This is a genomic window from Micromonospora sp. NPDC092111, assembly GCF_044755745.1.
Lineage (GTDB): Bacteria > Actinomycetota > Actinomycetes > Mycobacteriales > Micromonosporaceae > Micromonospora.
Window position 1 is genome coordinate 52,201 of the sequence record NZ_JBIVRQ010000008.1, and the last position, 22,775, is coordinate 74,975.

22 protein-coding genes and 1 riboswitch are annotated in these 22,775 nt (G+C 73.3%); of the genes, 18 read left to right on the forward strand and 4 right to left on the reverse strand.

All coding sequences use genetic code 11. The annotated features are described in order from the left end of the window. Positions 1-33 precede the first annotated feature (33 nt). Complete coding sequence (locus ACIQG9_RS17715; RefSeq protein ID WP_400403359.1) at positions 34-915, reverse strand: universal stress protein; 882 nt, start codon at positions 913-915, stop codon at positions 34-36. A gap of 118 nt (positions 916-1,033) precedes the next feature. Between ACIQG9_RS17715 and ACIQG9_RS17720 the strand changes: the two genes are divergently transcribed. The 17 genes from ACIQG9_RS17720 to gcvP all read left to right on the forward strand — a co-directional run bounded on the left by ACIQG9_RS17720 (position 1,034) and on the right by gcvP (position 17,616). Continuing rightward, positions 1,034-1,780, forward strand: coding sequence for an SAM-dependent methyltransferase (locus ACIQG9_RS17720; protein ID WP_400403362.1), 747 nt, complete (start codon positions 1,034-1,036; stop codon positions 1,778-1,780). A gap of 73 nt (positions 1,781-1,853) precedes the next feature. Next, positions 1,854-3,053 (forward strand): PP2C family protein-serine/threonine phosphatase, encoded by a 1,200-nt coding sequence (locus tag ACIQG9_RS17725; RefSeq protein WP_400403364.1) that lies wholly within the window; start codon positions 1,854-1,856, stop codon positions 3,051-3,053. A gap of 36 nt (positions 3,054-3,089) precedes the next feature. Further along, positions 3,090-3,560, forward strand: a complete 471-nt coding sequence (locus tag ACIQG9_RS17730; RefSeq protein ID WP_400403366.1) for a MarR family transcriptional regulator — start codon at positions 3,090-3,092, stop codon at positions 3,558-3,560. A 341-nt stretch (positions 3,561-3,901) separates the two neighbouring features. Then, entirely contained in the window at positions 3,902-4,546 is a 645-nt protein-coding gene (locus ACIQG9_RS17735; RefSeq protein WP_400403369.1) for a CDP-alcohol phosphatidyltransferase family protein, read from the forward strand. Then, positions 4,543-5,487 (forward strand): DUF881 domain-containing protein, encoded by a 945-nt coding sequence (locus tag ACIQG9_RS17740; RefSeq protein WP_400403371.1) that lies wholly within the window; start codon positions 4,543-4,545, stop codon positions 5,485-5,487. The genes ACIQG9_RS17735 and ACIQG9_RS17740 overlap by 4 nt, the downstream gene beginning before the upstream one ends. Continuing rightward, complete coding sequence (locus tag ACIQG9_RS17745) at positions 5,484-5,816, forward strand: small basic family protein (RefSeq protein WP_067311500.1); 333 nt, start codon at positions 5,484-5,486, stop codon at positions 5,814-5,816. Before ACIQG9_RS17740 ends, ACIQG9_RS17745 begins: the two co-directional genes overlap by 4 nt. Positions 5,817-5,825: 9 nt before the next feature. Next, positions 5,826-6,800, forward strand: coding sequence for a DUF881 domain-containing protein (locus tag ACIQG9_RS17750; protein WP_400403375.1), 975 nt, complete (start codon positions 5,826-5,828; stop codon positions 6,798-6,800). Between the two features lie 53 nt (positions 6,801-6,853). Beyond that, entirely contained in the window at positions 6,854-7,234 is a 381-nt protein-coding gene (gene gcvH / locus ACIQG9_RS17755; protein ID WP_400403807.1) for a glycine cleavage system protein GcvH, read from the forward strand. A gap of 220 nt (positions 7,235-7,454) precedes the next feature. After that, positions 7,455-7,907 carry an FHA domain-containing protein gene (locus ACIQG9_RS17760; protein WP_088993873.1) on the forward strand — a complete coding sequence of 151 codons (453 nt, stop codon included), beginning with the start codon at positions 7,455-7,457 and terminating at the stop codon, positions 7,905-7,907. A 50-nt stretch (positions 7,908-7,957) separates the two neighbouring features. Then, the gene (locus ACIQG9_RS17765) at positions 7,958-8,653 is read left to right on the forward strand and encodes a MerR family transcriptional regulator (protein WP_400403378.1); all 696 of its coding nucleotides are present in this window, start codon (positions 7,958-7,960) and stop codon (positions 8,651-8,653) included. Positions 8,654-8,826: 173 nt separating this feature from the next. After that, positions 8,827-9,291 (forward strand): bifunctional nuclease family protein, encoded by a 465-nt coding sequence (locus tag ACIQG9_RS17770; protein WP_091241020.1) that lies wholly within the window; start codon positions 8,827-8,829, stop codon positions 9,289-9,291. 199 nt (positions 9,292-9,490) lie between these two features. Continuing rightward, positions 9,491-10,081 carry a MerR family transcriptional regulator gene (locus tag ACIQG9_RS17775; protein WP_400403381.1) on the forward strand — a complete coding sequence of 197 codons (591 nt, stop codon included), beginning with the start codon at positions 9,491-9,493 and terminating at the stop codon, positions 10,079-10,081. A gap of 410 nt (positions 10,082-10,491) precedes the next feature. Beyond that, positions 10,492-11,676 (forward strand): nitric oxide synthase oxygenase, encoded by a 1,185-nt coding sequence (locus tag ACIQG9_RS17780; protein ID WP_400403810.1) that lies wholly within the window; start codon positions 10,492-10,494, stop codon positions 11,674-11,676. A 2-nt stretch (positions 11,677-11,678) separates the two neighbouring features. Beyond that, positions 11,679-12,908: a globin domain-containing protein gene (locus ACIQG9_RS17785; RefSeq protein ID WP_400403384.1), complete on the forward strand. Its 1,230-nt coding sequence runs from the start codon at positions 11,679-11,681 to the stop codon at positions 12,906-12,908. After that, entirely contained in the window at positions 12,905-13,552 is a 648-nt protein-coding gene (locus ACIQG9_RS17790; RefSeq protein ID WP_400403386.1) for a DivIVA domain-containing protein, read from the forward strand. Before ACIQG9_RS17785 ends, ACIQG9_RS17790 begins: the two co-directional genes overlap by 4 nt. 79 nt (positions 13,553-13,631) lie before the next feature. Then, entirely contained in the window at positions 13,632-14,495 is an 864-nt protein-coding gene (locus ACIQG9_RS17795; protein ID WP_400403389.1) for an NAD-dependent protein deacetylase, read from the forward strand. Between the two features lie 125 nt (positions 14,496-14,620). Beyond that, positions 14,621-14,718: riboswitch (glycine riboswitch) on the forward strand. A gap of 75 nt (positions 14,719-14,793) precedes the next feature. Next, entirely contained in the window at positions 14,794-17,616 is a 2,823-nt protein-coding gene (gene gcvP / locus ACIQG9_RS17800; protein WP_400403392.1) for an aminomethyl-transferring glycine dehydrogenase, read from the forward strand. A gap of 121 nt (positions 17,617-17,737) precedes the next feature. On the opposite strand, the gene ACIQG9_RS17805 is transcribed toward gcvP, so the two are convergent. Beyond that, complete coding sequence (locus ACIQG9_RS17805; protein WP_400403395.1) at positions 17,738-17,938, reverse strand: DUF5999 family protein; 201 nt, start codon at positions 17,936-17,938, stop codon at positions 17,738-17,740. 123 nt (positions 17,939-18,061) lie between these two features. Here ACIQG9_RS17805 and ACIQG9_RS17810 point away from each other — a divergent pair, with 123 nt between their 5' ends. Continuing rightward, positions 18,062-19,258 carry a chorismate-binding protein gene (locus ACIQG9_RS17810; RefSeq protein WP_400403398.1) on the forward strand — a complete coding sequence of 399 codons (1,197 nt, stop codon included), beginning with the start codon at positions 18,062-18,064 and terminating at the stop codon, positions 19,256-19,258. Position 19,259: 1 nt separating this feature from the next. Here the strand turns inward: ACIQG9_RS17810 and ACIQG9_RS17815 are convergent, their stop codons facing one another. Then, positions 19,260-20,048 carry a hypothetical protein gene (locus tag ACIQG9_RS17815; RefSeq protein WP_400403400.1) on the reverse strand — a complete coding sequence of 263 codons (789 nt, stop codon included), beginning with the start codon at positions 20,046-20,048 and terminating at the stop codon, positions 19,260-19,262. Then, positions 20,045-22,771, reverse strand: coding sequence for a DEAD/DEAH box helicase (locus ACIQG9_RS17820; protein WP_400403403.1), 2,727 nt, complete (start codon positions 22,769-22,771; stop codon positions 20,045-20,047). Before ACIQG9_RS17820 ends, ACIQG9_RS17815 begins: the two co-directional genes overlap by 4 nt. Positions 22,772-22,775: the final 4 nt, after the last annotated feature.

Here is a 22,775-nt window from a genome sequence, read left to right on the forward strand (position 1 = left end):
TGCCGACTACCCGTCTGCGGGCCGGTCAACCGCTCAGTCCGGGGTACGGACCACCGCCACCGGGCAGGCGCTGTGGTGCAGCACCCCGTGGCTGACCGAGCCGAGCAGCAGCCCGGTCAGTTCGCCGTGCCCCCGGCCGCCGACCACCACCAACTGCGCCCGTCGGGACGCCTCGGTGAGCGCGGCGACCGGTCGGGCGTGTACCGGCTCCCGGTTGATCGGCACGTCCGGGTGTCGTTGGTCGAGCCCGGCGAGGGCCTCGGCGAGCACCTGGTCCTCCTCGTCGCGCAGTCGGGCCTCGTCGTAGACCAGCGGCTGCATGTCGCCGGGGCGACCGGAGGCCGGGTGGGTGTAGGCGTGCACCGCGCGCAGCCGCACACCGCGTCCGCTCGCCTGCTGCGCGGCGAACTCCACCGCCGCCCGGGACGCCGCCGAGCCGTCCACCCCGACCACCACCGGGCCGTCCGGCCGGTCCTCGCCGCGGGCCACCAGCACCGGGCAGTCGGCGTGCGTGCTCACCTGGATCGCCACCGAGCCGACCAGCAGGGCGGTGAACCCGCCCAGGCCCCGGTCGCCGAGGACGATCATCGCCGCGGTGGGGGACTCGCCGAGCAGCACCGCCGACGCCTCGCCGTCGATGATCTCGCCGGTGACCCGGATCCCGGGACTGGCCGCCTCGGCCTCGGCGACCGCCGCCGCGACCAGCTTCTCCGCCTGGCGACGCAGCCCGCCGCCGGGCGGGTTGCCGGCCAGCGGGTCGATCGGCACCCGCAGCAGCGGCCAGATGAAGCCGTGTACCACCCGCAGTGGCCGGTGCCGACGGGCCGCCTCCGCCGCGGCCAGCCGGACGGCGCGCAGCGCCGGCTCCGAGCCGTCCACGCCCACCACGACCGCCGCGCCGTTCGCCGAGTTCACCTGGTCGCACCTCCTGCCCGCGGCCAGTATCGCGGGCCGGGGAGTGTCGGCGGGCCGATACCGCGACCGGGCCCGCGCGGCTAACCTGACCGCGACCCATCGGGAGGGAGCGCCGTCGATGGCCGAGCCGCAGCAGCCGAGCACCGCCCGCATGATCGACCACTGGCTGGGTGGGGAGCACCACTTCCCGGTCGACGTGGCGGCGGCCCGGGCCTTCGAGCAGGCGTACGGCCCGTGCGCGGCCATCTTCCGCGACCTGCGGGCCTTCCTCGGCCGGGCGGTGCGGGCGATGGTGGCGGCCGGGGTGGACGGTTTCCTGGTCTTCGGCGCGGGGGTGCCCACCCGGGGCAACGTGCACGAGGTGGCGACGGAGGCCACCGTGCTCTACACCGACGTCGACCCGGTCACCATCCGGCTCGGCCAGCGGATCCTCGCCGACAGCGACCGGGTCGGCTACGGCTACGGTGACGCCACCGACGTCGGCACCGTCGACCGCGCGCAACTGCACCGCTTCGTACCGGGCTGGGGGAGGAGGCCGGTGGGGGTGGTCTTCCTCGGCCTGGCCGCCTTCCTCGACGACGCCACCCTGGCCGGTACCCTCGACGAGCTCTACCAGTCGGTGGCGCCGGGCAGCCTCCTGGCGATCGACTTCGACGCGGAGGAGCTGGCGGCGTACCCGCAGGCGCTGGCCATGATGGGGCCGCAGTTCCGGATGCGGGCCCCGGCGTCGTTCCCGCCGTTGCTGGGCCGGTGGGTGCCGACCGCCGACGGGATCGTGCCGGTGTCCCGCTGGCGGCCGGTGGGCGCGCCGGCCGAGGTGCCGGCCGCCTTCCACGGCGGCCTGGTGGTGAAGCCGGCCGGGTGACCCCGGGCCGCGCGGCGCCGGTCCCTCCGTATGATGCTTGCCCTACAGCAAGAATCTTTCGGAGGGGACGAAGATGTCGGACGCGCTCGCCGCGGTGTCGCGCGCGCTGCGTGAGGCCCCGCCGGACCAGTTGGTGGAGGCGATCGACCGGGCCGTCCGGTCGACCCTCGCCGCGTCGCGGGTCGACGTGTTCCTCGCCGACTACCGGATCAGCGGGCTGTGGCCGGTGCTCGACCCCGATCTGTCCGCCGCCGGCTTCCTCGCCGGTCAGGGCGTCGCGCAGCGCTGTTTCCGCAGTCAGCAACCGGCGACCGAGGCGCAGGACGGCGGGCACTGCCGGGTGTGGGTGCCGCTGACCACCTGGGGCGAGCGGCTGGGTGTGCTGCTGGTCGAGCTGCCCCGTGAGCCCGACCCGCAGACCGTGGCCCGGATCGGCGAGATGGCCCGCGACCTGGCCATCGCGCTGCGCGCGGCCGACCGGGAGACCGACCGTTACCGGCGGGCCCGGCGGCGGGAACGGCTCAGCATGGCCGCCGAGATGCAGTGGGAACTGCTGCCCGGGCGCAGCGTCACCCATGACGCGTTCCTGCTGGCCGGGCAGCTCGAACCGGCGTACACCGTGGGCGGTGACCACTTCGACTGGTCGGTGGACACCGGTCGGCTGACCCTCACGGTGCTCAACGGCACCGGCACCGGGCTGGCCGCCGCGATGCTCACCGCGCTGACCGTCAACGCGATGCGCAACGCCCGGCGCTCCGGCGGGGGACTGGTGGAGCAGGCCGAGCTGGCCTCGGACACGCTTTTCTACCAGCACCGGGGGCAGCGGCACGTGGCGACGTTGCTGTTGTCGGTGGACACCGCCACCGGCCGGGTCCGCGCGGTGGACGCCGGCTCCCCGCAGGTGCTGCGGCTGCGCGGGACCACCGTCGAGCCGATCGCCCTGGAGCAGCAGCTACCGCTGGGCATGTTCGCCGAGACCCGGTACGTCGTGCAGGAGTTCGACGTGGAGCCCGGGGACCGTCTCTTCGTGGTCAGCGACGGCGTGTACGACGCGCGCCCGGGCGGCCAGGAGTCCTACGGTGAGCGGGCCATGGCACGGTCGATGCGGTCCACTCGGCTGCAACCGGCGGCCGAAGCGGTTGGTACGGTGATGCGCGAGCTGTTCGCATACCATGCCGACACCGATCTCAGCGACGATGCCGTCGTCGTCTGCCTGGACTGGCACGGGGCCGGTGGGGCGGGACGGGCGGTGCGAACGGTGACCGGCCGTTAGCGACACACGACAGCGGACAATCGCAGAGGATAGCTGGTGGAGCGACCTCCCGATCTTGCCGCGGCGATCGATGCCGCGGCCGAGGCGTTCGTCGGTGTGCGCGATTCCGCCACCTCCCGGCACCACGTGACCGTGCCTCCCACCCAGCTCCGGGTGCTCGCGCTGATCAGCGAACGGCCGGAGACCAACGTCAACCGGCTGGCCGAGCTGCTGGACGTGGTCCCCTCCTCGGCCAGCCGGCTGTGCGACCGGTTGGAGGCCACCGGCCTGCTGCGCCGCAAGCCGGACCCCCGGGACCGGCGCGAGGTGCGGCTGGTCCTCACCGGCGCGGCGGAGACCCTGCTGGGGGAGTTGAAGCAGCGGCGGCACCGGGCGGTGCAGGCGGTGCTGGACCGGATGCCACCCCGGGCCCAGCACGAACTGCTGCTGGCCCTGCTGGCGTTCGGTCAGGCGGCCGAGGCGGGCACCCCGGCGCCCCAGGTCGACCCCGCCGTGCGTACCGCCTGACGAACTGCCGCGCGCTGTCCAGCGCGGGCGCGTCGCGCGGTCGCGGACGCCCCTCGACCCCGCCGGCCGTTCCACCAGTATCCTAGGACGCCCTAGCGGTGGTGACGCACCGCACACCAGACACCGGTCGACGGCACGAACGCCGGGGTCACGGCGCCACCACCCGAGCCCGATATAGTGGCTGCGCAACTCAGCCGGCCCGGGAACTCGACGCTCCCGGGCCGCATCAGGGGGAGGTCCCGGCCCGGGATCACCGAGGCGCCGGCAGTGCCGGCCCGTTAGCGCACGTCCCACCGTGGTGCCCTCGCCGGCATCCGGATCGTGCTGCGGAGGGAGGTTCGGTGTCGCGTCGGCCGGCTCGGGCAGAGCACCCGCGGGGACCGGGCGGCGACACCGCCGCGGGGGACCGGGTGCTGACGCTGCCGAACCTGATCAGTTTCGTCCGGCTGCTCGGCGTACCCCTGTTCCTCTGGCTCCTACTGGTGGTGAAGGCCGACGTGGCGGCGATCGTGGTACTCGCCATCGGCGGCACCTCCGACTGGGTGGACGGCTGGATCGCCCGTCGGCTCGGCCAGGTCAGCCGGCTGGGTGAGCTGCTCGATCCGCTGGCCGACCGGCTCTACATCCTCGCCACGCTGCTCGCCTTCACCGCCCGCGAGGTGGTGCCGTGGCAGTTCACCGCCGCGCTGCTGGCCCGGGAGTTGCTGCTGCTCGGCTCGCTGGGGGTGCTGCGCCGGTACGGGTACGGCCCACCGCCGGTGCACTACGTGGGTAAGACCGCCACCTTCCTGCTGCTGGCCGCGTTCCCGGTGCTGCTGCTGGCCTCGGCGTCGTCGTCGGCGGCGGCGACCACCGCCGGCGCGATCGGCTGGGCGCTGGCCTGGTGGGGTCTGGTCCTGTACTGGGTGGCCGGGGCGATGTACGTGGTGCAGGCCGTCCGCCTGGTCCGGGCCGTGCGTACCCGGTCCGGGGGAGCGGCGGCGTGAGCGCACCCCGGGGCGAGCAGAAGCCCCCGACCCGGTTGTTCACCCCGGACTTCCTCACCGAGCTGTTCCGCAACCCGCTGGACCCGGGCTACGCCGACGCGGCGGCCCGGCGGCAGGGCGCGCCGGCGCCGACCGGGTGGCAGGGCGCTTCGGCGCGGGCCGTCGCGGTGCTGGTGGTGGCCGCGGTGGGCTTCCTGTTCGCGGTGGCGTACCGGGAGACGATGGCGGAGGAGCCGAGCCGTAGTCAGGCGCGGGCGGCACTGATCGCGCAGATCAACCAGCGTGAGGCGGAGACCGACGAGTTGTCCGCGCGGGCCGACGAGCTGCGTGAGGAGGTCGGTCGGCAGCGGGACGCGGCGTTGGGCGGCTCGCAGGCGGCGCGGCTGCGCATCCTGGAGGCGGGCACCGGGCTGGGGCGGGTGCGCGGCGACGGTGTGGTGGTGCGGTTGACCGATGCGGCCCCGAAGGACGACGGTGCGGTGACCGGTGACTCGGATTCGGGTCCGTCCCGGGTGATCTACTCCGATCTGCAGAAGGTCGCGAACGACCTGTGGGCGTCGGGGGCGGAGGCGATCGCGATCAACGGGCAGCGGTTGACGGCCACGTCGACGATCCGGTCGGCGGGGGCGGCGATCCTGGTGGACTTCCGTCCGGTGACGAGTCCGTACGAGGTGAGCGCGATCGGGCCGGGGTCGTTGCGGGACCGGTTCGACGACAGTCGGGCGGCGTATCTGATGCGTCGGGTGGCCAAGGACACCGGTCTGTCGTTCGAGGTGCGGGAGAAGGACGACCTCGCGCTGCCGGCCGCTGCGGAGCCGCGACTACGCTACGCGGAGCCGTCGGTCAGTCCGAGTCCGTCGGGGTCGGCCGCCGGCCGTCCGAGCAGTCCCGGGCCGTCCGGTTCGGGTTCGTCCCCCCGCTCCTCCGGAGGTGTTCGATGATCGCGGTGCTGGCGCTGCTCGCCGGTGTGGTGCTCGGGATCTACCTGGATCCGACCGTGCCCGCGGCGTTGCAGCCGTACCTGCCGATCGCCGTGGTGGCGGCGCTCGACGCCGTGTTCGGCGGGGTGCGGGCGAAGCTGGACCGGATCTTCGACGACAAGCAGTTCGTGGTGTCGTTCATCTCGAATGTGCTGGTGGCGGGCCTGATCGTGTATCTGGGTGACCAGTTGGGCGTGGGTGGTCAGCTCTCCACCGGTGTGGTGGTCGTGTTGGGGGTGCGGATCTTCGGGAACGTGGCGGCGATCCGTCGTCACCTGTTCCGGGCGTAGGTTGGTGGCGTGAGCGACGAGCATCGGGAGACGGGTACCGGGTGGCCGGAGCCGGCGGAGCCGGTCGATCCGTCGGGGCCGGCGGGTGAGCCGGATCCTCGGCCGGACGCGCCGGATCCGGACGAGTTGAGTCCGTTGGTGCCGGGGGAGCCGGAGCCGGCGGAGGGCGTCGACGACGGCGGTGTGACGGTCGACCTGGCGGAGGTGTCGGCCGGTTCTCCGGCTGACGGGTCCGGTTCGGTCGAGGGTGCCGGGTCGGTGGCGGCCGGGGCGGGCAAGCCGGCGGGGCGGAAGTTGTCCTCGGCGGGGGTGATGATCGCGGCGTTGTTGGCGTTGCTGGGGTTCACGCTGGTGGTGCAGTTGAAGACGACGTCGACGGATCCGACGTTGGCGGCGACCCGGCAGGAGGACCTGGTTCGGATCTTCTCGGATCTGGATTCCCGGGAGAAGCGGCTGCAGCAGGACATCGAGGCCCTGGAGGACAGTCAGCGGCAGTTGCGCTCGGGTGAGCAGGGTCGGCAGGCGGCGCTGGAGGAGGCGACGAGGCGGGCCGACGAGTTGGGGATCCTGGCGGGGACGTTGCCGGCGCGGGGGCCGGGGTTGAGTGTGCGGTTCGAGGCGGGTGGCAAGCCGATTCGGGCGGACCGGATCCTGGACGCGGTGCAGGAGTTGCGGGGCGCGGGCGGGGAGGCGATGCAGATCTCGGGTGGGGATCGGGCCACGGCGCGGGTGATCGCGTCGACGTACTTCCTGGACGGGCAGGACGGGGCGTTGGTGGTGGACGGGCGGACGTTGACGGGTCCGTTCACGATCACGGTGATCGGTGACCCGGAGACGATGCGTACCGCGTTGAACATTCCGGGCGGGGTGGCCGCATCGGTTTCCGGTGACGGCGGTAACGTGATCGTCGAGGAGCGTGAGGTTGCCGAGGTTTCGGCGCTGCACGCGCCGTTGAAGCTGGAACACGCCCGTCCGGTCTCCTGACCGGCGCGGCCGCGCCGGGTGGTCCGGTGCACCGATGGATGAAGGACGCGCTGGTGATTCCTGAGGATCTGCGTTACACCGCCGAGCATGAGTGGGTGGTCGGTGCCGACGGCGGTGCTGTCCGGGTTGGTATCACCCAGTTCGCGCAGGATGCGTTGGGTGACATCGTGTTCGTGCAGTTGCCGGAGGCCGGTGCGGTGGTGGCGGCCGGTGAGCCGTTGGGTGAGATCGAGTCGACCAAGAGTGTGTCGGAGATCTACGCCCCGGTGAGTGGGTCGGTGGCGGCGCGGAACGAGGCGCTGGGTGACACTCCTGAGTTGATCAATTCGGATCCGTACGGTGCGGGTTGGTTGCTGGAGATCACGCCGGCGGATCCGGCCGCGGTGGACGGGTTGTTGACCGCTGACGCGTACCGTGAGCTCACCGAGAGCTGAGTGGTGTCGTGCCGGGGCGTGGGTGATGTTCTCCGCGCGTCCCGGTTGCCCTGCATTTCGGCGCTGGCTAGGCTCGCCCAGTCGACCGAGAACCCAATAGTTGAGCGTTGTGTAATTGCCTTCCCGGGCACGGGGAGCCAGCCGCCGGGTGTGTGATCTGCCCGGCGGCCAGACCCGCCATTACCCTGACGCTGACCGAACTGATCCGTGAGGTGGTCCCATGACGCGCCCAGGCGACGAGTTCCCCCCGCTCGACGTCACTTCGACGCTCAATCTCGGTTCGCTGGACGAAGTGCTGGAGGGGCCGGACACCGATGTGGTGCCGAGTCGGATGTCCGGCTCGCTGCCGCCGGGTATGGCGCTGCTGGTGGTTCGTCGGGGCCCGAACGCGGGTGCCCGGTTCCTGTTGGACCATGATGTGACGACGAGTGGCCGGCATCCGGACAGTGACATCTTCCTGGACGATGTGACGGTGTCGCGGCGGCACGCGGAGTTCCACCGGGACGGTGGGACGTTCACGGTGCGGGACGTGGGGAGCCTGAACGGCACCTACGTGAACCGGGAGCGGGTCGAGGCGGCCACGTTGAGCAATGGTGACGAGGTGCAAATCGGCAAGTTCCGGGTGGTGTTCATCGCCGGTCCTCGCCCGGAGGGGGAGGCCGGCCGGGGGTGAACGAGCCTGCGGCCTCCATGCCTTCCGGGGCGGCCCGGTCGCACCCGCTGATGAGTATCGGTGAGGTGCTGGGTCAGCTACGGGTGGAGTTTCCGGACGTCACGATTTCGAAGTTGCGGTTCCTTGAGGCCGAGGGTCTGGTGGAGCCGCAGCGGACGGCGGCGGGTTACCGGAAGTACAGCTGGGACGATGTGGCCCGGCTTCGGTTCGTGTTGACCGCGCAGCGGGACCAGTATCTGCCGTTGCGGGTGATCCGTGAGCAGTTGGCGGAGTGGGACGCCGGTGACGGTGGTCCGGGTCGGCAGCGGCCGACGTTGGTGGCGGTGGGTCCGGGTGGTGAGGTGCCGGGCCGGTCGGCGGAGGAGCCCGAGTCGCAGGTGCGGCTCGGGCGGGCCGATCTGGTGGCACGTAGTGGGATCGCCGAGTCGACGTTGGGTGAGTTGGAGCGGCTGGGTGTGTTGGTGCCGGATCCGCCGGGGTGGTATGACGCGGATGCGTTGATCATCGCGCGGGCGGTGGCGGGGTTGGCGGCGTACGGGTTGGAGCCGCGGCATCTGCGGGGGTACCGGTCGTCGGCGGATCGGGAGGTCGGTCTGTTCGCGCAGTTGGTGGCGCCGTTGGCGCGGCAGAGTGATCCGGCGGCGCGGGCGCGGGCGGCGGAGACGGCGCGGGAGTTGGTGGCGTTGTCGCAGCAGTTGCACGCGGCGTTGGTGCGGGTGGGGTTGCGGTCGACGTTGGGTCGGTGACCCCGGTCTGTGTGGTGTGTGCGGAAAGTTCTGCCCCGGGAAGCGTGCCGTAGGCTTGCCGGGGTAACCCCTTTTCTGGGCGCGGGTGCGCACGGGACGACCGTGTCGCGGTCCGTGTACCGTGCAGGGAAGGGCGCGGTGCGGGCGTAGGTGACAACGACACGGAGGCGGCGGTGCGCGAGCTGAGCGTGGTCGGGGTTCGGGTGGAGCTGCCCAGCAACCAGCCGATCGTCCTGCTCAGGGAGGTCGAGGGTGACCGCTATCTGCCGATCTGGATCGGTGCGGTCGAGGCCACGGCTATCGCCTACGAGCAGCAGGGGGTCAAGCCGGCGCGGCCGTTGACGCATGATTTGTTGCGGGACGTGCTGGCGGCGTTGAAGGCGCCGTTGCGGGCGGTGGAGATCACCGAGTTGAAGGAGAACGTCTTCTACGCGGATCTGTTGTTGGGTGACGGGGTGCGGGTGTCGGCCCGGCCGAGTGACTCGATCGCGTTGGCGTTGCGGGTGGGTGCTCCGATTCGTTGTGCGGAGCAGGTCCTCAGTGAGGCGGGGATTGTGATTCCCGACGAGCAGGAGGATGAGGTGGAGAAGTTCCGGGAGTTCCTGGAGCAGGTGCGTCCGGAGGATTTCGCCGGCTGATCGCCGGTTCTCGTCGCCGCCGCCCGGGTGTCACTGTGGGTGATGCCTTGTGGGGTTTCGGTTGGTGTGGTGTGTCGCCGCGCGGCGTGTCGCGGCCGTTTCTCCGTGGTAACCCCTTCGTGCGGCGTTAGGGTTGCCGTGTCGAGGGGTGCACGTCCCGGAAACGACGTGCCACCGCACTGACGGGGAGGTTGTCGGGATGCACGAGCCGCGGGATCCTGAGCCAGGTGTGGAGCGGGGCGAGTCGGGTGCGGTGTCGTCGCCGGTGCCGGCTGCCGATGACGATTCGGTGGGTTACCGGGGTGTGACGGCCTGCCACGCGGTGGGGATCAGTTACCGGCAGTTGGACTACTGGGCGCGGACGGCGCTGGTGGTGCCGAGTGTGCGGGACGCGTCGGGTTCGGGGACGCAGCGGTTGTACTCGTTCCGGGACCTGGTGGTGTTGAAGGTCGTCAAGCGGTTGTTGGACGCCGGGGTGTCCCTGCAGAACATCCGGAAGGCGATCGAGGCGTTGCGGTCGCGTGGGGTGGCGGATCTGGCGGGGATCACGCTGATTTCGGACGGTACGACGGTGTATGAGTGCCGGTCGCCGGAGGAGGTGGTCGACCTGTTGCAGGGTGGCCAGGGTGTGTTCGGCATCGCGATCGGTGGGGCGTTCAAGGAGATCCAGGGTTCGTTGTCGCATCTGCCGGCGGAGCCGGCGGCGGGTGGCGGGGGTGCCGTCGAGCCGGTGTCGGATGTGGTGGGTGACGAGTTGGCGGCGCGTCGGGCGCGGCGTCGGGCGGGTTGATCTCGGGGTTGTTCGGGCGCCGCGGCCGGGTTCCGGTCGCGGCGTTTTCGTGTGCGGACAGTGATGGTCGTCGTGTTGGCCGGGTTGGTGACCTGGGCGGTCCCGTTGGTGGGACCGAGATGTGGGAGTTGTCCACTGTGCACATGCTTCGGTGGAGTCGTGATGTTGACAGTTGTGGTCCGGCCAGGAATCCTGTCCAGGGCGATCACCAAATGCACCGATTGGTCACTGTGGGCGATGGTTGGTGGGTGTCGTCGAGCTGATGCGCGGAGCCGGGTGCGGGGATCGCACCGGGGCTCCGCCGGAGGACGGGAAAACGAGCCGAAGTGCAGACTGATCACCATGTCGGCCTCCGTTCCGTGCGGGCCGGCAGTGCTGTCGCCGACCACGTCACCTGCCCGGTAACCGGGGTGCCCGCGCCGCGGGAGCCGGTCGGTGCCGGTGGGGACGTGGCCGTGGAGGCGGCGGAGTTCCTTGAGCTGTTCCACCGCGAGCGGCGGCTGCCGGGGTTGTCGGGGCGGCTGGCGGAGGTCCGCGAGGAGATCGCGTTGACCGGGTCGTACCGGCACACCGGTGAGGAGTTGGTGTACGGGGCGAAGGTGGCGTGGCGGCAGTCGGCGCGGTGCGTCGGGCGGATCCGCTGGGCGGGGTTGAAGGTGCGGGACCGTCGGCACGTGACGACGGTGGCGGGGATCGCGCGGGAGTTGTCGGCGCACCTGGCGGCGGGGGACAACGGTGGTCGGATCCAGTCGGTGATCACGGTTTTCGCGCCGGACCGGCCGGGGGTGGGTCCGCGGGCGCGGATCTGGAACGACCAGTTGGTCCGCTACTGCGGTCACCTCCGGGAGGACGGGTCGGTGCTGGGTGACCGGGCGCAGGTGGGGATGACCTGGGCGGCGCGTCGGCTGGGCTGGCGTCCGCCGCCGGTGCCGGGCCGGTTCGACCTGTTGCCGTGGGTGATCGAGACGGCGCACGAGGACCCGGCGGTGCTGGACGTGCCCCGGGAGTTGGTGCGGGAGGTGGCGTTGAGCCATCCGGACCACCCGTGGTTCGCGGACCTGATGCTGCGTTGGCACGCGCTGCCGGTGATCAGCAACATGCGGTTGCGGGTCGGTGGGGTGGACTACAGTTGCGCGCCGTTCAACGGCCACTACCTGGGTGACGAGATCGGCACCCGGAACATGGGCGACCGGGACCGGTACGACCAGTTGCACGTGGTGGCGGCGGCGTTGGGGTTGGACACGTCGCGGGAGGACACCCTGTGGCGGGAACACGCGGCGCTGGTGTTGAACCAGGCGGTGCTGCACTCGTTCCGGGTGGCCGGGGTGCGGGTGTCCGATCCGCACACGGAGTCGGAGCTGTTCATGAGGTTCTGCGCGCAGGAGGAGCGGGCGGGCCGGCCGGTGCACGGTGACTGGTCGTGGCTCAACGGCAGTGTGGGGTGGGCGGCGTTGCACGCGGTGCACCACCGCTACTACGACAGCCGGGTTCCGAATCCGAATCTCTGGCAGACTGACCGCGCCTACGACCCGGATGGCGTGGCGGAGTTGACGCTGCGGCAGCGTCACGACATCGCCCGCGCGCAGGAGGACTGAGGATGGACAACGCGGCGCTGCGCCAGAGTTGGAGCCAGTTCTCCACTGCCGGGCCGGAGGCGGCCAAGTACTTCTACGCCACGTTGTTCGTGGTGGCGCCGGAGGCCCGGTCGATGTTCCCGACGAACATGCAGTACCAGGAGGACAAGCTGCTCAAGGCGCTTGGGCACATCATCACCAGCCTCGACGACCCGGATGCGTTGACCGGGTTCGCGCAGCGGTTGGGCGCCGACCACCGCCGGTTCCACGGCCAGGATCAGCGGGGCAACCCGGTGGTGCTGGGGGAGCAGCACTACAGCTGGGTGGGTCAGGCGTTGCTGGCGACGTTGGACCGGTTCCTCGGGCCGTACTTCACCCCGGCGTTGCGGGCGGAGTGGGCGGCGGCGTACGAGGTGGTGACGAAGTTGATGCTGGGTGGCGCGGCGGAGGCGGAACGCACGTCGCCGCCGTACTGGGAGGCGGAGGTGCTGACCACGCAGCGGCGGCGCGCCGACGTCGCGGTGTTCACGGTGCGCCCGAACTACCTGTGCAACTACCGGCCGGGGCAGTCGCTGCCGGTGCAGGTGCCGCAGTTGCGGACCTGGCGGTACCTGTCGCCGGCGAATGCGCCCCGGGCGGACGGGACGATCGAGTTCCACGTGCGGGCGACGGGCCGGTTCTCCACCCATCTGGTGCGTAAGCTGCGGGCCGGTGAGCGGCTGCTGCTGGGGCATCCGACGGGGACGGCGTTGTCGTCGTACGACCGGTCGCCGCACCTGCCGTTGCTGTTGATCGCCGGGGGGACCGGGTTGGCGCCGCTGCGGGCGGTGCTGGAGGCGTTGCAGCAGGGTTCGGGGCGGCGTACCACGCTGGTGGTGGGCGGCCGCACCCCGGACGATCTCTACGACGATCAGGCGGTGTCGCAGTTGGCGTCGATGCCACCGGCGGCGGCGTGGCAGAACGGCGGTGCGGGTTGGCTGCGGTACGTGCCGACGGTGGAGTCGGGTTGGGGTTGGCAGGGCGCGATCGGTCGGGCCGGTGACACGGCGGTGCGGTTGGGGCCGTGGGCGGACACGGAGATCCTGGTGTGCGGGAGCCCGGAGATGACCCGGGACACCGTGACGATCCTGGCCCGTTCGGGTGTGCAGCCCGAGCAGATCCTGACGGAGAGCTACGATCACTCCCTCTACCCGCCCCTCGCCGAGGCCGGTGCCGCTGCCCCGCGCGACTTCAGCTGGACAGGTGCCCGATGAGCATCGATCACACCGACCGGATCGGTCTGCCCGCCCTCGCCGACCAGGGTGAGATCGCCCGACAGTTGTCCCTGTTGGAGGCGCGGCGGTTCCGGGGTAGTCACTGGTTGTCGGCCGACGAGGTCGCGGGGGTGGTCCGGGCGGCGGATGACCGGATCGGGCTGCTGGTCGCGGAGGTGGAGCGGCAGAAGCGGGAGAACCAGGGGCTGCTGAGCCAGGTGGAGATGCTGCGGCACGGCACCCTGCCGAGCAACGCCCCGCAGGGGCCGGACCCGATGACGGTCGAGTTGGCGATGCGGGCGCAGGACGAGGCGAACCGGACGATCGGTGAGGCCAGCGCGGAGGGTGCGGAGATCATCGCCGATGCGCGGCGGCAGGCCGACGAGATCCTGTCGGAGGCGCACCGGCGGGCTGGGGAGATGAGCGTGCCGGGTCAGCCGGCCGGTGGTGGGTCGCCGGAGTTGGCCCGTACGTTGCAGGACTTGGAGGAGCGGCACGCGGCGGCGTTGGCCGCGGTGGCGGCGGCGCAGCAGCAGTTGAACCGGTGGCAGGCGTACCTGTCGGCGCAGTCGGAGCAGTTGCGTGCGGACGCGGCGGCGGCCGGTGGCGCGAGTTCGCAGCTTCGGGCGGTGCTGGGCGGTTGAGCCGCCGACTGTTCGTGGTCGCGGGCGACGGCGGTCACGCCGGTCGCCGGTGGTGGGCCGGGCGAGGCAGCATGGACGGGTGACGGAGACGATCGACGCGTTGACCGCCGGGGTGGCGGCCGGTGGTGTGGTGGTGCTGAGCGGGGCGGGTTTGTCCACCGAGTCGGGCATCCCGGACTATCGGGGGCCCAGTGGTGCGGCCCGCCGGCACACTCCGATGACGTACCAGGCGTTCGTCGGGGATCCGGACGCCCGGCGGCGGTACTGGGCGCGCAGCCACCTGGGGTGGCGCACGATCGCCCGGGCGGCGCCGAACGACGGGCATCGGGCGGTGGCCCGGCTGCAGGCCGCCGGCCTGGTCGATGGGGTGGTCACCCAGAACGTGGACGGGTTGCACACGGCGGCGGGCAGCCGGGCGGTGGTGGAGTTGCACGGCCGGCTCGACGAGGTGGTCTGCCTGGACTGCGGCAACCGGACGTCGCGGGAGGAACTGGACCGGCGGCTGGGTGAGGCCAACCCGGGCTTCGACGCGGCGGCGGGGCCGGTGAACCCGGACGGTGACGTGGAGCTCGACGACGCGCGGGTGGCCGGGTTCCGCGTCGTGGACTGCACGTTCTGCGGCACGGGGAGGCTGAAACCGGACGTGGTGTTCTTCGGTGAGACAGTCCCGGCGCAGCGGGTGGCGCGGTGCTTCGCGATGGTCGGCGGGGCGCGGCTGCTGTTGGTGTTGGGGTCGTCGTTGACGGTGCTGTCGGGGCGGCGGTTCGTGCTGCGGGCGGCGAAGCTGGGTGTCCCGGTGGCGATCGTCAACCAGGGGGCGACCCGGGGGGACGGGTACGCGGCGCTGCGGGTGGACGCCCCGCTGGGCAGGCTGCTGCCGGCGGTGGCGGACCGCCTCGCCGCCGGTCACCCGGGGCCGCTGCCGGCGGCGAGCGTCCGCTGAGCCGCCGGTGACCGTGCCGCCGGCCGGGGTGTGCCGGGAGACACCCCGAACACCCCCTGCCGCCGGCCGGTGGGGGTATGACATCCGCCGGTGATCGCGACGCTGGTAGCGTTGACCATGCCGGTACCACTCACGCGGGAGAGACCGCCCAGCAGCAGCCGGGCGGCGCCGAAGGGGCAGATTCTCCCCGGAACCTCTCAGGCAAAAGGACCGCGTGGGCAGGCACTGTGGAGCGCTGTGCGCGTGACTCAGGGGGAGGCCGACCCGTCGACCTCGCCCCCTGCTAGGAGCGCCGCGCATGACCGTAGAGCAGTTCGCCGACCGGCACATCGGTCCCGATCCGGACGACGAGCGCCGGATGCTGGAGGCCGTCGGCTACGGCTCGATCGACGAGCTGATGGACGCGGCGATCCCCGAGGTGATCCGGTGGCACGGCACCCTGGACCTGCCGGAGCCGGCCACCGAGCGGGAGGCGATCGCCGAGCTGCGGGCCCTGGCCGGCCGCAACACCGTGGCGGTGTCGATGATCGGGCTGGGCTACCACGGCACGCACACCCCGGCGGTGATCCGCCGCAACGTGCTGGAGAACCCGGCCTGGTACACGGCGTACACGCCGTACCAGCCGGAGATCAGCCAGGGGCGGCTGGAGGCGCTGCTGAACTTCCAGACGATGGTGACCGACCTGACCGGTCTGGCCACCGCGAACGCGTCGATGCTCGACGAGGCCACCGCGGCGGCGGAGGCGATGACGCTGGCCCGCCGCGCGTCGAGGAGCAAGAGCCCGGTGTACGTCGTCGACGCGGACGCGTTGCCGCAGACCGTCGCGGTGATCACCGGTCGGGCCGAGCCGTTGGGCATCGAGGTGCGGGTGGTCGACCTGACGGTCGAGGAGCTGCCGGGGGAGTTCTTCGGCCTGCACCTGCAGTATCCGGGGGCGTCCGGGGCGGTGCGTGACCACACCGGCCTGGTGGCGGCGGCGCACGCGGTCGGGGCGCTGGTCACGGTCGCCGCGGACCTGCTGGCGTTGACGCTGCTGCGCCCGCCGGGGGAGATCGGCGTCGACATCGCGGCCGGCACCACCCAGCGGTTCGGGGTGCCGATGGGGTTCGGTGGGCCGCACGCCGGCTACCTGGCGGTCCGGTCGGGTCTGGAGCGGATGCTGCCGGGCCGGCTGGTCGGGGTGTCCCGGGACGCCGACGGCAACCCGGCGTACCGGCTGGCGTTGCAGACCCGGGAGCAGCACATCCGGCGGGAGAAGGCGACCAGCAACATCTGCACCGCGCAGGTGCTGCTGGCGGTGATGGCCGGCATGTACGCCGTCTACCACGGCCCGGACGGGCTGCGGCGGATCGCACGGCGTACCCATGCTCTGGCGGCGCGGCTCGCGGCCGGGCTGCGCGCCGGTGGCGTCGAGGTGGCCGACGTGCCGTTCTTCGACACCGTCACGGCGGTCGTACCGGGCCGGGCGGCGCGGGTGGTGGCGGCGGCCGAGGCGCGAGGGGTGAACCTGCGTCTGGTCGACGCCGACCGGGTGGGGGTGTCCTGCGACGAGACGACCACGGGGGCGCACCTGGCGGCGGTGTGGGCGGCGTTCGGGGTCGACCCGGTCGACGGTGACGTCGCGGAGGTGCTGCCGGCGGCGCTCGTCCGCACCAGTGACTTCCTCACCCACCCGGTGTTCGGCAGCCACCACTCGGAGACGGCGATGCTGCGCTACCTGCGCCGGCTGGCCGACTTCGACTACGCCCTGGACCGGGGCATGATCCCGTTGGGGTCGTGCACGATGAAGCTCAACGCCACCACCGAGATGGAGCCGGTGACGTGGCCGGAGTTCGCGCACGTGCATCCGTTCGCGCCGGACGCGCAGACCGCCGGGTACCGGGAGTTGATCGCCCAGCTTGAGGGGTGGCTGGCCGAGGTGACCGGCTACGACGCGGTCAGCGTGCAGCCCAACGCCGGCTCCCAGGGGGAACTGGCCGGGTTGCTGGCCATCCGCGCCTACCACCGGGACCGGGGCGAGGGGCACCGGGACGTCTGCCTGATCCCGTCGTCGGCGCACGGCACGAACGCCGCGTCGGCGGTGATGGCCGGCATGCGGGTGGTGGTGGTCGGCTGCGACGGCGACGGCAACGTCGACCTGGCCGACCTCGACGCGAAGATCGACAAGCATCGGGACGCCCTGGCGGCGATCATGGTGACGTACCCGTCGACGCACGGGGTGTACGAGGCGGGCATCGCGTCGCTGTGCGCGAAGGTGCACGACGCCGGCGGTCAGGTGTACGTCGACGGGGCGAACCTCAACGCCCTCGTCGGGTTCGCCAAGCCGGGCAGGTTCGGGGCGGACGTGTCGCACCTGAACCTGCACAAGACGTTCTGCATTCCGCACGGCGGCGGTGGGCCGGGGGTGGGTCCGGTGGCGGTGCGGGCGCACCTGGCGCCGTTCCTGCCGGGCGACCCGGGGGCGGGGCGGGTGCAGGGGCAGCCGGCGATCTCGGCGGCCCGGTACGGGTCGGCGGGGATCCTGCCGATCCCGTGGGCGTACCTGCGGATGATGGGCGCCGAGGGGTTGACCCGGGCGACCGGGGTGGCGGTGCTGGCGGCGAACTATGTGGCGGCGCGGCTGCGGGACCACTTCCCGGTGCTGTACGCCGGCAACAAGGGCCTGGTGGCGCACGAGTGCATCCTGGACCTGCGGCCGTTGTCCAAGGCGACCGGGGTGAGCATCGACGACGTGGCCAAGCGGCTGATCGACTACGGCTTCCACGCCCCGACGATGTCGTTCCCGGTGGCGGGGACGTTGATGGTGGAGCCGACGGAGAGTGAGGACCTGGCCGAGCTGGACCGGTTCTGCGCGGCGATGGTCGCGATCCGGGCGGAGATCGACAAGGTGGGCTCGGGTGAGTGGCCGGCGCGGGACAACCCGCTGGCCAACGCGCCGCATCCGGCGGCGATGGTCACCGGCGACGAGTGGTCGCACCCGTACCCGCGGTCGGTGGGGGCGTACCCGGCCGGGGTGGATCGGGCGGTGAAGTACTGGCCGCCGGTGCGGCGGATCGACGGCGCGTACGGCGACCGGAACCTGGTCTGCTCGTGCCCGTCGCCGGAGGCGTTCGAGCAGTGATCGTGATCGGTGCCGGGGCGGCGTTCGTGCCGCCCCGGTGCGGCGACCTGGGGAGGGCGGTCCCTGCCCGGGGGACTAGCCTGGTGCGGCGTGACCAGCGCCGATGACGGAACGTGATCAATCAGGCGACAAGGGCGTGCCGGGCGGGCCCGCGGTGCGGGGCGATGGTGCTGCCGTCGGGGAGCAGCTCACCGGTGTCCTCGAAGACGATGACACCGTTGCAGAGCAGGCTCCAGCCCTGCTCAGGGAAGCAGGCGATGACGCGGGCGGCTTCCCGGTCGGTCGCTTCGGCAAAGGGGCAGGTGGGTTGGTGCTGGCACATCGGGTTCTCCGGACTGTGGGGGCACTGTGTCATGGTTCACATGACCAGTGACGCACAGTACCAAGCGGAAGCGCGCTGGATCGAGCAGCCATCCGTCTTGTTCACCCGAAATCCGCTGAACGGATGAGTAAGAATGGTCCACACGGTGTGGAAACGCTTCCACAATCGCTGATCGACGTACCGGGAGTACCGGCCCGGTGCCGCAGCGTACTCGTCGAGCGGGGCCGGTACGAATGGCACGTCACCGACGGTGGTGACCCGGCCGCGCAGGTGGCCCGGTTCCTCGCCGGGCACGGCCTGCCCGTCGACGACCTGACCCGCCCCGCCGGGCACCGCCCCGACGGCCCGTGCGGCGCCGCCCTGTACGTCTCCGCCGCCGCCGGCGCGACCATGGTCGGCGCGCCGGCCGGCGCACCCAGCCCGGTCCCCGCCCTGCCCGACGTCGTCGCGGTCGTTTACGGACACGCCTGCGCCCCGGTGTCCGCCCCGGCGGCACCGGCGGGCCCCGGCTGGTGGCTCGGCCCCTGGCAGGAGAGCTGGACGCCCCGACAGCACGCCGAGGCGGTGCAGGCCGTCCGGGCCGCCATCGCCCGGGGCGACGTCTACCAGGTCAACGTGGTCGGGCACGCCGCCGCCCGGTACACCGGCGACCCGCGTCCCGCCCTGGCCCGGCTCGCCGGGCTGCCCGGCGCCCGCTACGGCGGCACCCTGCACGGCGCCGGCTGGTCGATCGGCTGCGCCTCACCGGAGACGCTGGTCGAGGTGCACGCCGGCCGGGTGGTCACCCGACCGATCAAGGGCACCCGCCCGGCCACCGCCACCGGACGCCGGGACCTGCTCGCCTCGGCCAAGGAACGCGCCGAACACATCATGATCGTCGACCTGGAACGCAACGACCTGGCCCGGGTGGCCCGCACCGGGTCGGTGCGGGTGGACGAGCTGTTCGCCGTCCGCCGCTGGTGCGACCTGTGGCAGGCCGAGTCCACCGTGTCGGCGGCGCTGGCGCCCGGCGTGGGCCTGGCCGAACTGCTGCGTGCCAGCTGCCCCGGCGGCTCCGTCACCGGCGCGCCCAAACGCGCCGCCCTGGACCGGATCGCCGCCCTGGAACCCGTCGGCCGGGGCGCCGGCATGGGCGCGTTCGGCTGGGTCGGCCCCGGCCGGCTCGACCTGGGGCTGACCATCCGCACCGCCGCCGCCGACGCGGACCGGCTGCACGTGTGGGCCGGCGGCGGCATCACCTGGGACAGCGACCCCGACGCCGAGGTCGCCGAGGCCGCCGCGAAGGCCGCCCCGGTGCGGGCCCTGCTCGCCGCGGGCTGACTCACCGCGCCGGCTGGTCGGGGTCGCCGCGCAGCAGGGCCGCCGCCCGGGCCGCGGCGACCGCCACCAGCGCCCGCAGCGCGTCCGGGTCGACGCCCGGACCCGGCGGCAGCAACGGCAGGTCCGGCACGCCCGGCGGGCCCGGCGGCGCGGGCAGCGGACCGACCGGCGCCGCGTACGCCCCCGCGGCGTCGTCCCCGCCGGCCGGTGCCGGGTGCGGCGGCACCGGCCCGGGCGGGGCGGCGTCGTCCGGCGGGCCGGCGTCGGCCAGGGCGTGCGGGTCACGCCCCCGGATCAGCAGCAGCAGGAGCGGGTCGGTGTCGATCAGCCAGGACACCTGGTGACACAGGGCCGCCGCGTGCCGGCACGGGTGGTCCCAGTCGGGGCACCCGCAGCCCGCGGCCAGGTGCTCCGGGCCGGGCAGCAGGTCCACCCCCGCCGCCTCGGCCAGCTCGCCGGGCAGCCGCCCGGCCAGCAGCGCGGCCCGGTGCCCGGCCCGGTCGGTCAGCGCGGCGACCAGCCGGTCCCAGTCGACGTCCGGCAGCACCTCCACCCGCACCACCGCCCGGTACGCCAGCTCCGGGTCGCCGTCGTGCACGCTCGCGGCGACCCGCCCCGGGCTGACGGTGACCGGCCCGACGTACCCCCGGGCGGCGAGGCGGCGGCCCTGCCGGACCGGTTGCGGGTCCAGGGCGGCGTCGGTCAGCGCGGCCACCCACCCGGTGGCCCAGCGGGACCGGACCCGCCGCGCCGGCCCGGCGGGGAACGCCGGGAACCCCCGGGCGGTCACCGCAGCCGCACCAGGTCGGCCAGGTCGGCGTCGCTGAGCGCGGCCAGCGCGCCCGGGCCGGCGTCCAGGACCGCCCCGGCCAGGTCCCGTTTGCCGGCCAGCAGCGCCGCGATCCGGTCCTCGACGGTGCCCTCGGCGACGAGCCGGTGCACCTGCACCGGCCGGGTCTGCCCGATCCGGTACGCCCGGTCGGTGGCCTGGTCCTCCACGGCCGGGTTCCACCAGCGGTCGTAGTGCACGACGTGGTCGGCGCGGGTGAGGTTCAGCCCGGTGCCGGCGGCACGCAGCGACAGCAGGAACACCGGCGCCTCGCCGGCGGTGAACCGGCGGACCAGGTCGTCGCGGTGGGCCACCGGCAACCCGCCGTGCAGCAGCAGCGCCCCGACGTCGCGTTCGCGCAGATGCTGGCGCAGCAGCCGGGCCATCGCCACGTACTGGGTGAAGACCAGCACCGCGCCGCCGGCCGGCAGGATGCCGTCGAGCAGGTCGTCGAGCAGGTCGAGCTTGCCGGAGCGGCCGGCCAGCCGGGGTGCGGTCTCCCGCAGGTAGTGGGCCGGATGGTTGCAGATCTGCTTCAGGGCGGTCAACAGCCGCAGCACCAGCCCGCGCCGGGCCGCGCCGTCGGCGTCGGCGATCACGTCGAGCAGCTCCGCCACGGTGGCCTGGTAGAGGGCGGCCTGCTCGGCGGTGAGCGGCACCGGCTGATCTGTTTCGGTCTTGGCGGGTAGCTCCGGGGCGATGCCCGGGTCGCTCTTGCGGCGGCGCAGCAGGAACGGGGCGACCAGCCGGGCCAACTGCCGGGCGGCGGTGTGGTCCGGGTCGACGCCGGCCGGGCGGCCCCAGCGGGCGCGGAACGCGGCGAGGCTGCCCAGCAGGCCGGGCACCGTCCAGTCCAGGACGGCCCACAGGTCGGTGAGGTCGTTCTCCACCGGGGTGCCGGTCAACGCCACCCGGGCGCGTGCCGGCACCGCGCGCAACGCCCGGGACACCCCGGCCGTCGGGTTCTTCACGTGCTGCGCCTCGTCGGCCACCAGCAGCGGCCAGGGCCGGCCGGTGAACCGGTCGACGTCGCGGCGCAGCGTGGCGTAGGTGGTGAGGACGAACCCGCCGGTGACCCCGTCGAGGCGGCGGCCCGGCCCGTGGTGGCGGTGCACCGGCTCACCCGGGGCGAACCGGGTGATCTCCCGGTGCCAGTTGCCCAGCAGGGAGGCGGGGCAGACCACCAGGGTCGGCCCGGCGGTGCCCGGGTCGGCCTGCCGGTGCAGGTGCAGGGCGATCAGGGTGACCGTCTTGCCCAGCCCCATGTCGTCGGCGAGGCAGCCGCCGAGGCCGAGGCCGGTCAGCCCGGCCAGCCAGCTCAGCCCATGCCGCTGGTAGTCGCGCAGGGTGGCCGCGAGGGCGACCGGCACGGTGACCGGGGTGGGTGGGCCGGTGAGCCGGCGACGCACGTCGTCCAGCCAGCCGTCGACGGTGACCGGCGTGTCGGCGTCGTCGCCGGTGACCGCGCCGGTGAGCGCCGCCCGCAGCGCCGCCGCCGGGGGCAGCGTCGCCCCGGTGGGGTGTCGGGCCCGGCGGGCCAGGTCGGGGTCGACCAGCACCCAGCGTTCCCGCAGCCGGACCACCGGCCGCCGGGACTGGGCCAGTGCGGCGAGTTCGGCGGGGGTGAGCGGCGCACCGTGCAGGGTGAACCGCCAGTCCAGGGCCAGGTCGGACAGGTCGTCGAAGAGCCCCGACGGGCTGGCGGGGGACCGCAGCCGGGCGGTGGCGGTGACGGCCCGGCTGACCTGCGCCGGCCAGTGCACGTCGATGCCGGTGTCGGCGAGGCGGCGGCCGGCGTCGCCGAGCAGGTCGGCCAGTTCGGCGTCGTCGAGGTCCAGCGCGTCGGGTGTGGGGCGGTCCAGCAGGCCGGCCAGGGGCGGCCAGTGCCGCACGGCGTCGGCGACGGCGAGCAGCGCCGCGTCGCGGGCGGCGGCCGGGAAGCCGGGCACCGGCCCGGCCCACAGGGTCGCGGCGTCGGTGACCAGGCCGGGGTCGGCGCGCGATCGGAGCTGGACCACCGCCCGCCACGACCCGTCCGGGTCGCCGACGGGCTCCAGCCGCAGGGACAGCCGGACGGCGGCCGCCGCGCCGGTGGCGACCCGGGCCGCCCAGTCGCGCAGGCCGGGCACGGCGGTGACGGTGGTGGCCGAGAACGGCCCGTCGCCGGGCGCGGTGCGCGGCAGGGTGTCGGCGACCGCGTCGAGGAAGTCCCGCAGCAGGTGCCCACGGTCGGGCAGCCGGGCCGGGGTGCGGCCGGGCAGCGGGTGGGCCCGGGCGGCCGGTGGCATGGCGGCGGCCAGGTCCCGCAGCCGGGTGGTGTCGGCCGGGTCGAGGGGCCCGACCCGCCAGGCGTCGTGCCCGGCGGCGGTGACCGTGGGCAGCAGCCGCCCCCGGGCGGCCAGGTGCAGGGCGTGCCGGGTGGCGGTCGCCCAGAACGCCGCCGCCGGGTGGGCGTCGCCGCCGACGGCCAGCAGCAGCGGTACGGCGTCGGCGACGCCCACCCGGCGCACCGGCACGGGTCGGGGCGCGCCGTCGGGTGGGGTGGCCAGCATGACGGTGCCGGTGTCGTCCGGCGCGTCGGCGGGTACGAGCAGCGTCCCGGCGCGCGGCGGATCGGCGGGGGTGAAGGTCACCGGCGTCGGGCCGAGCGGTGGGGTCGGCCGGTGGCGGCTGTCGAGGGTCACGTGA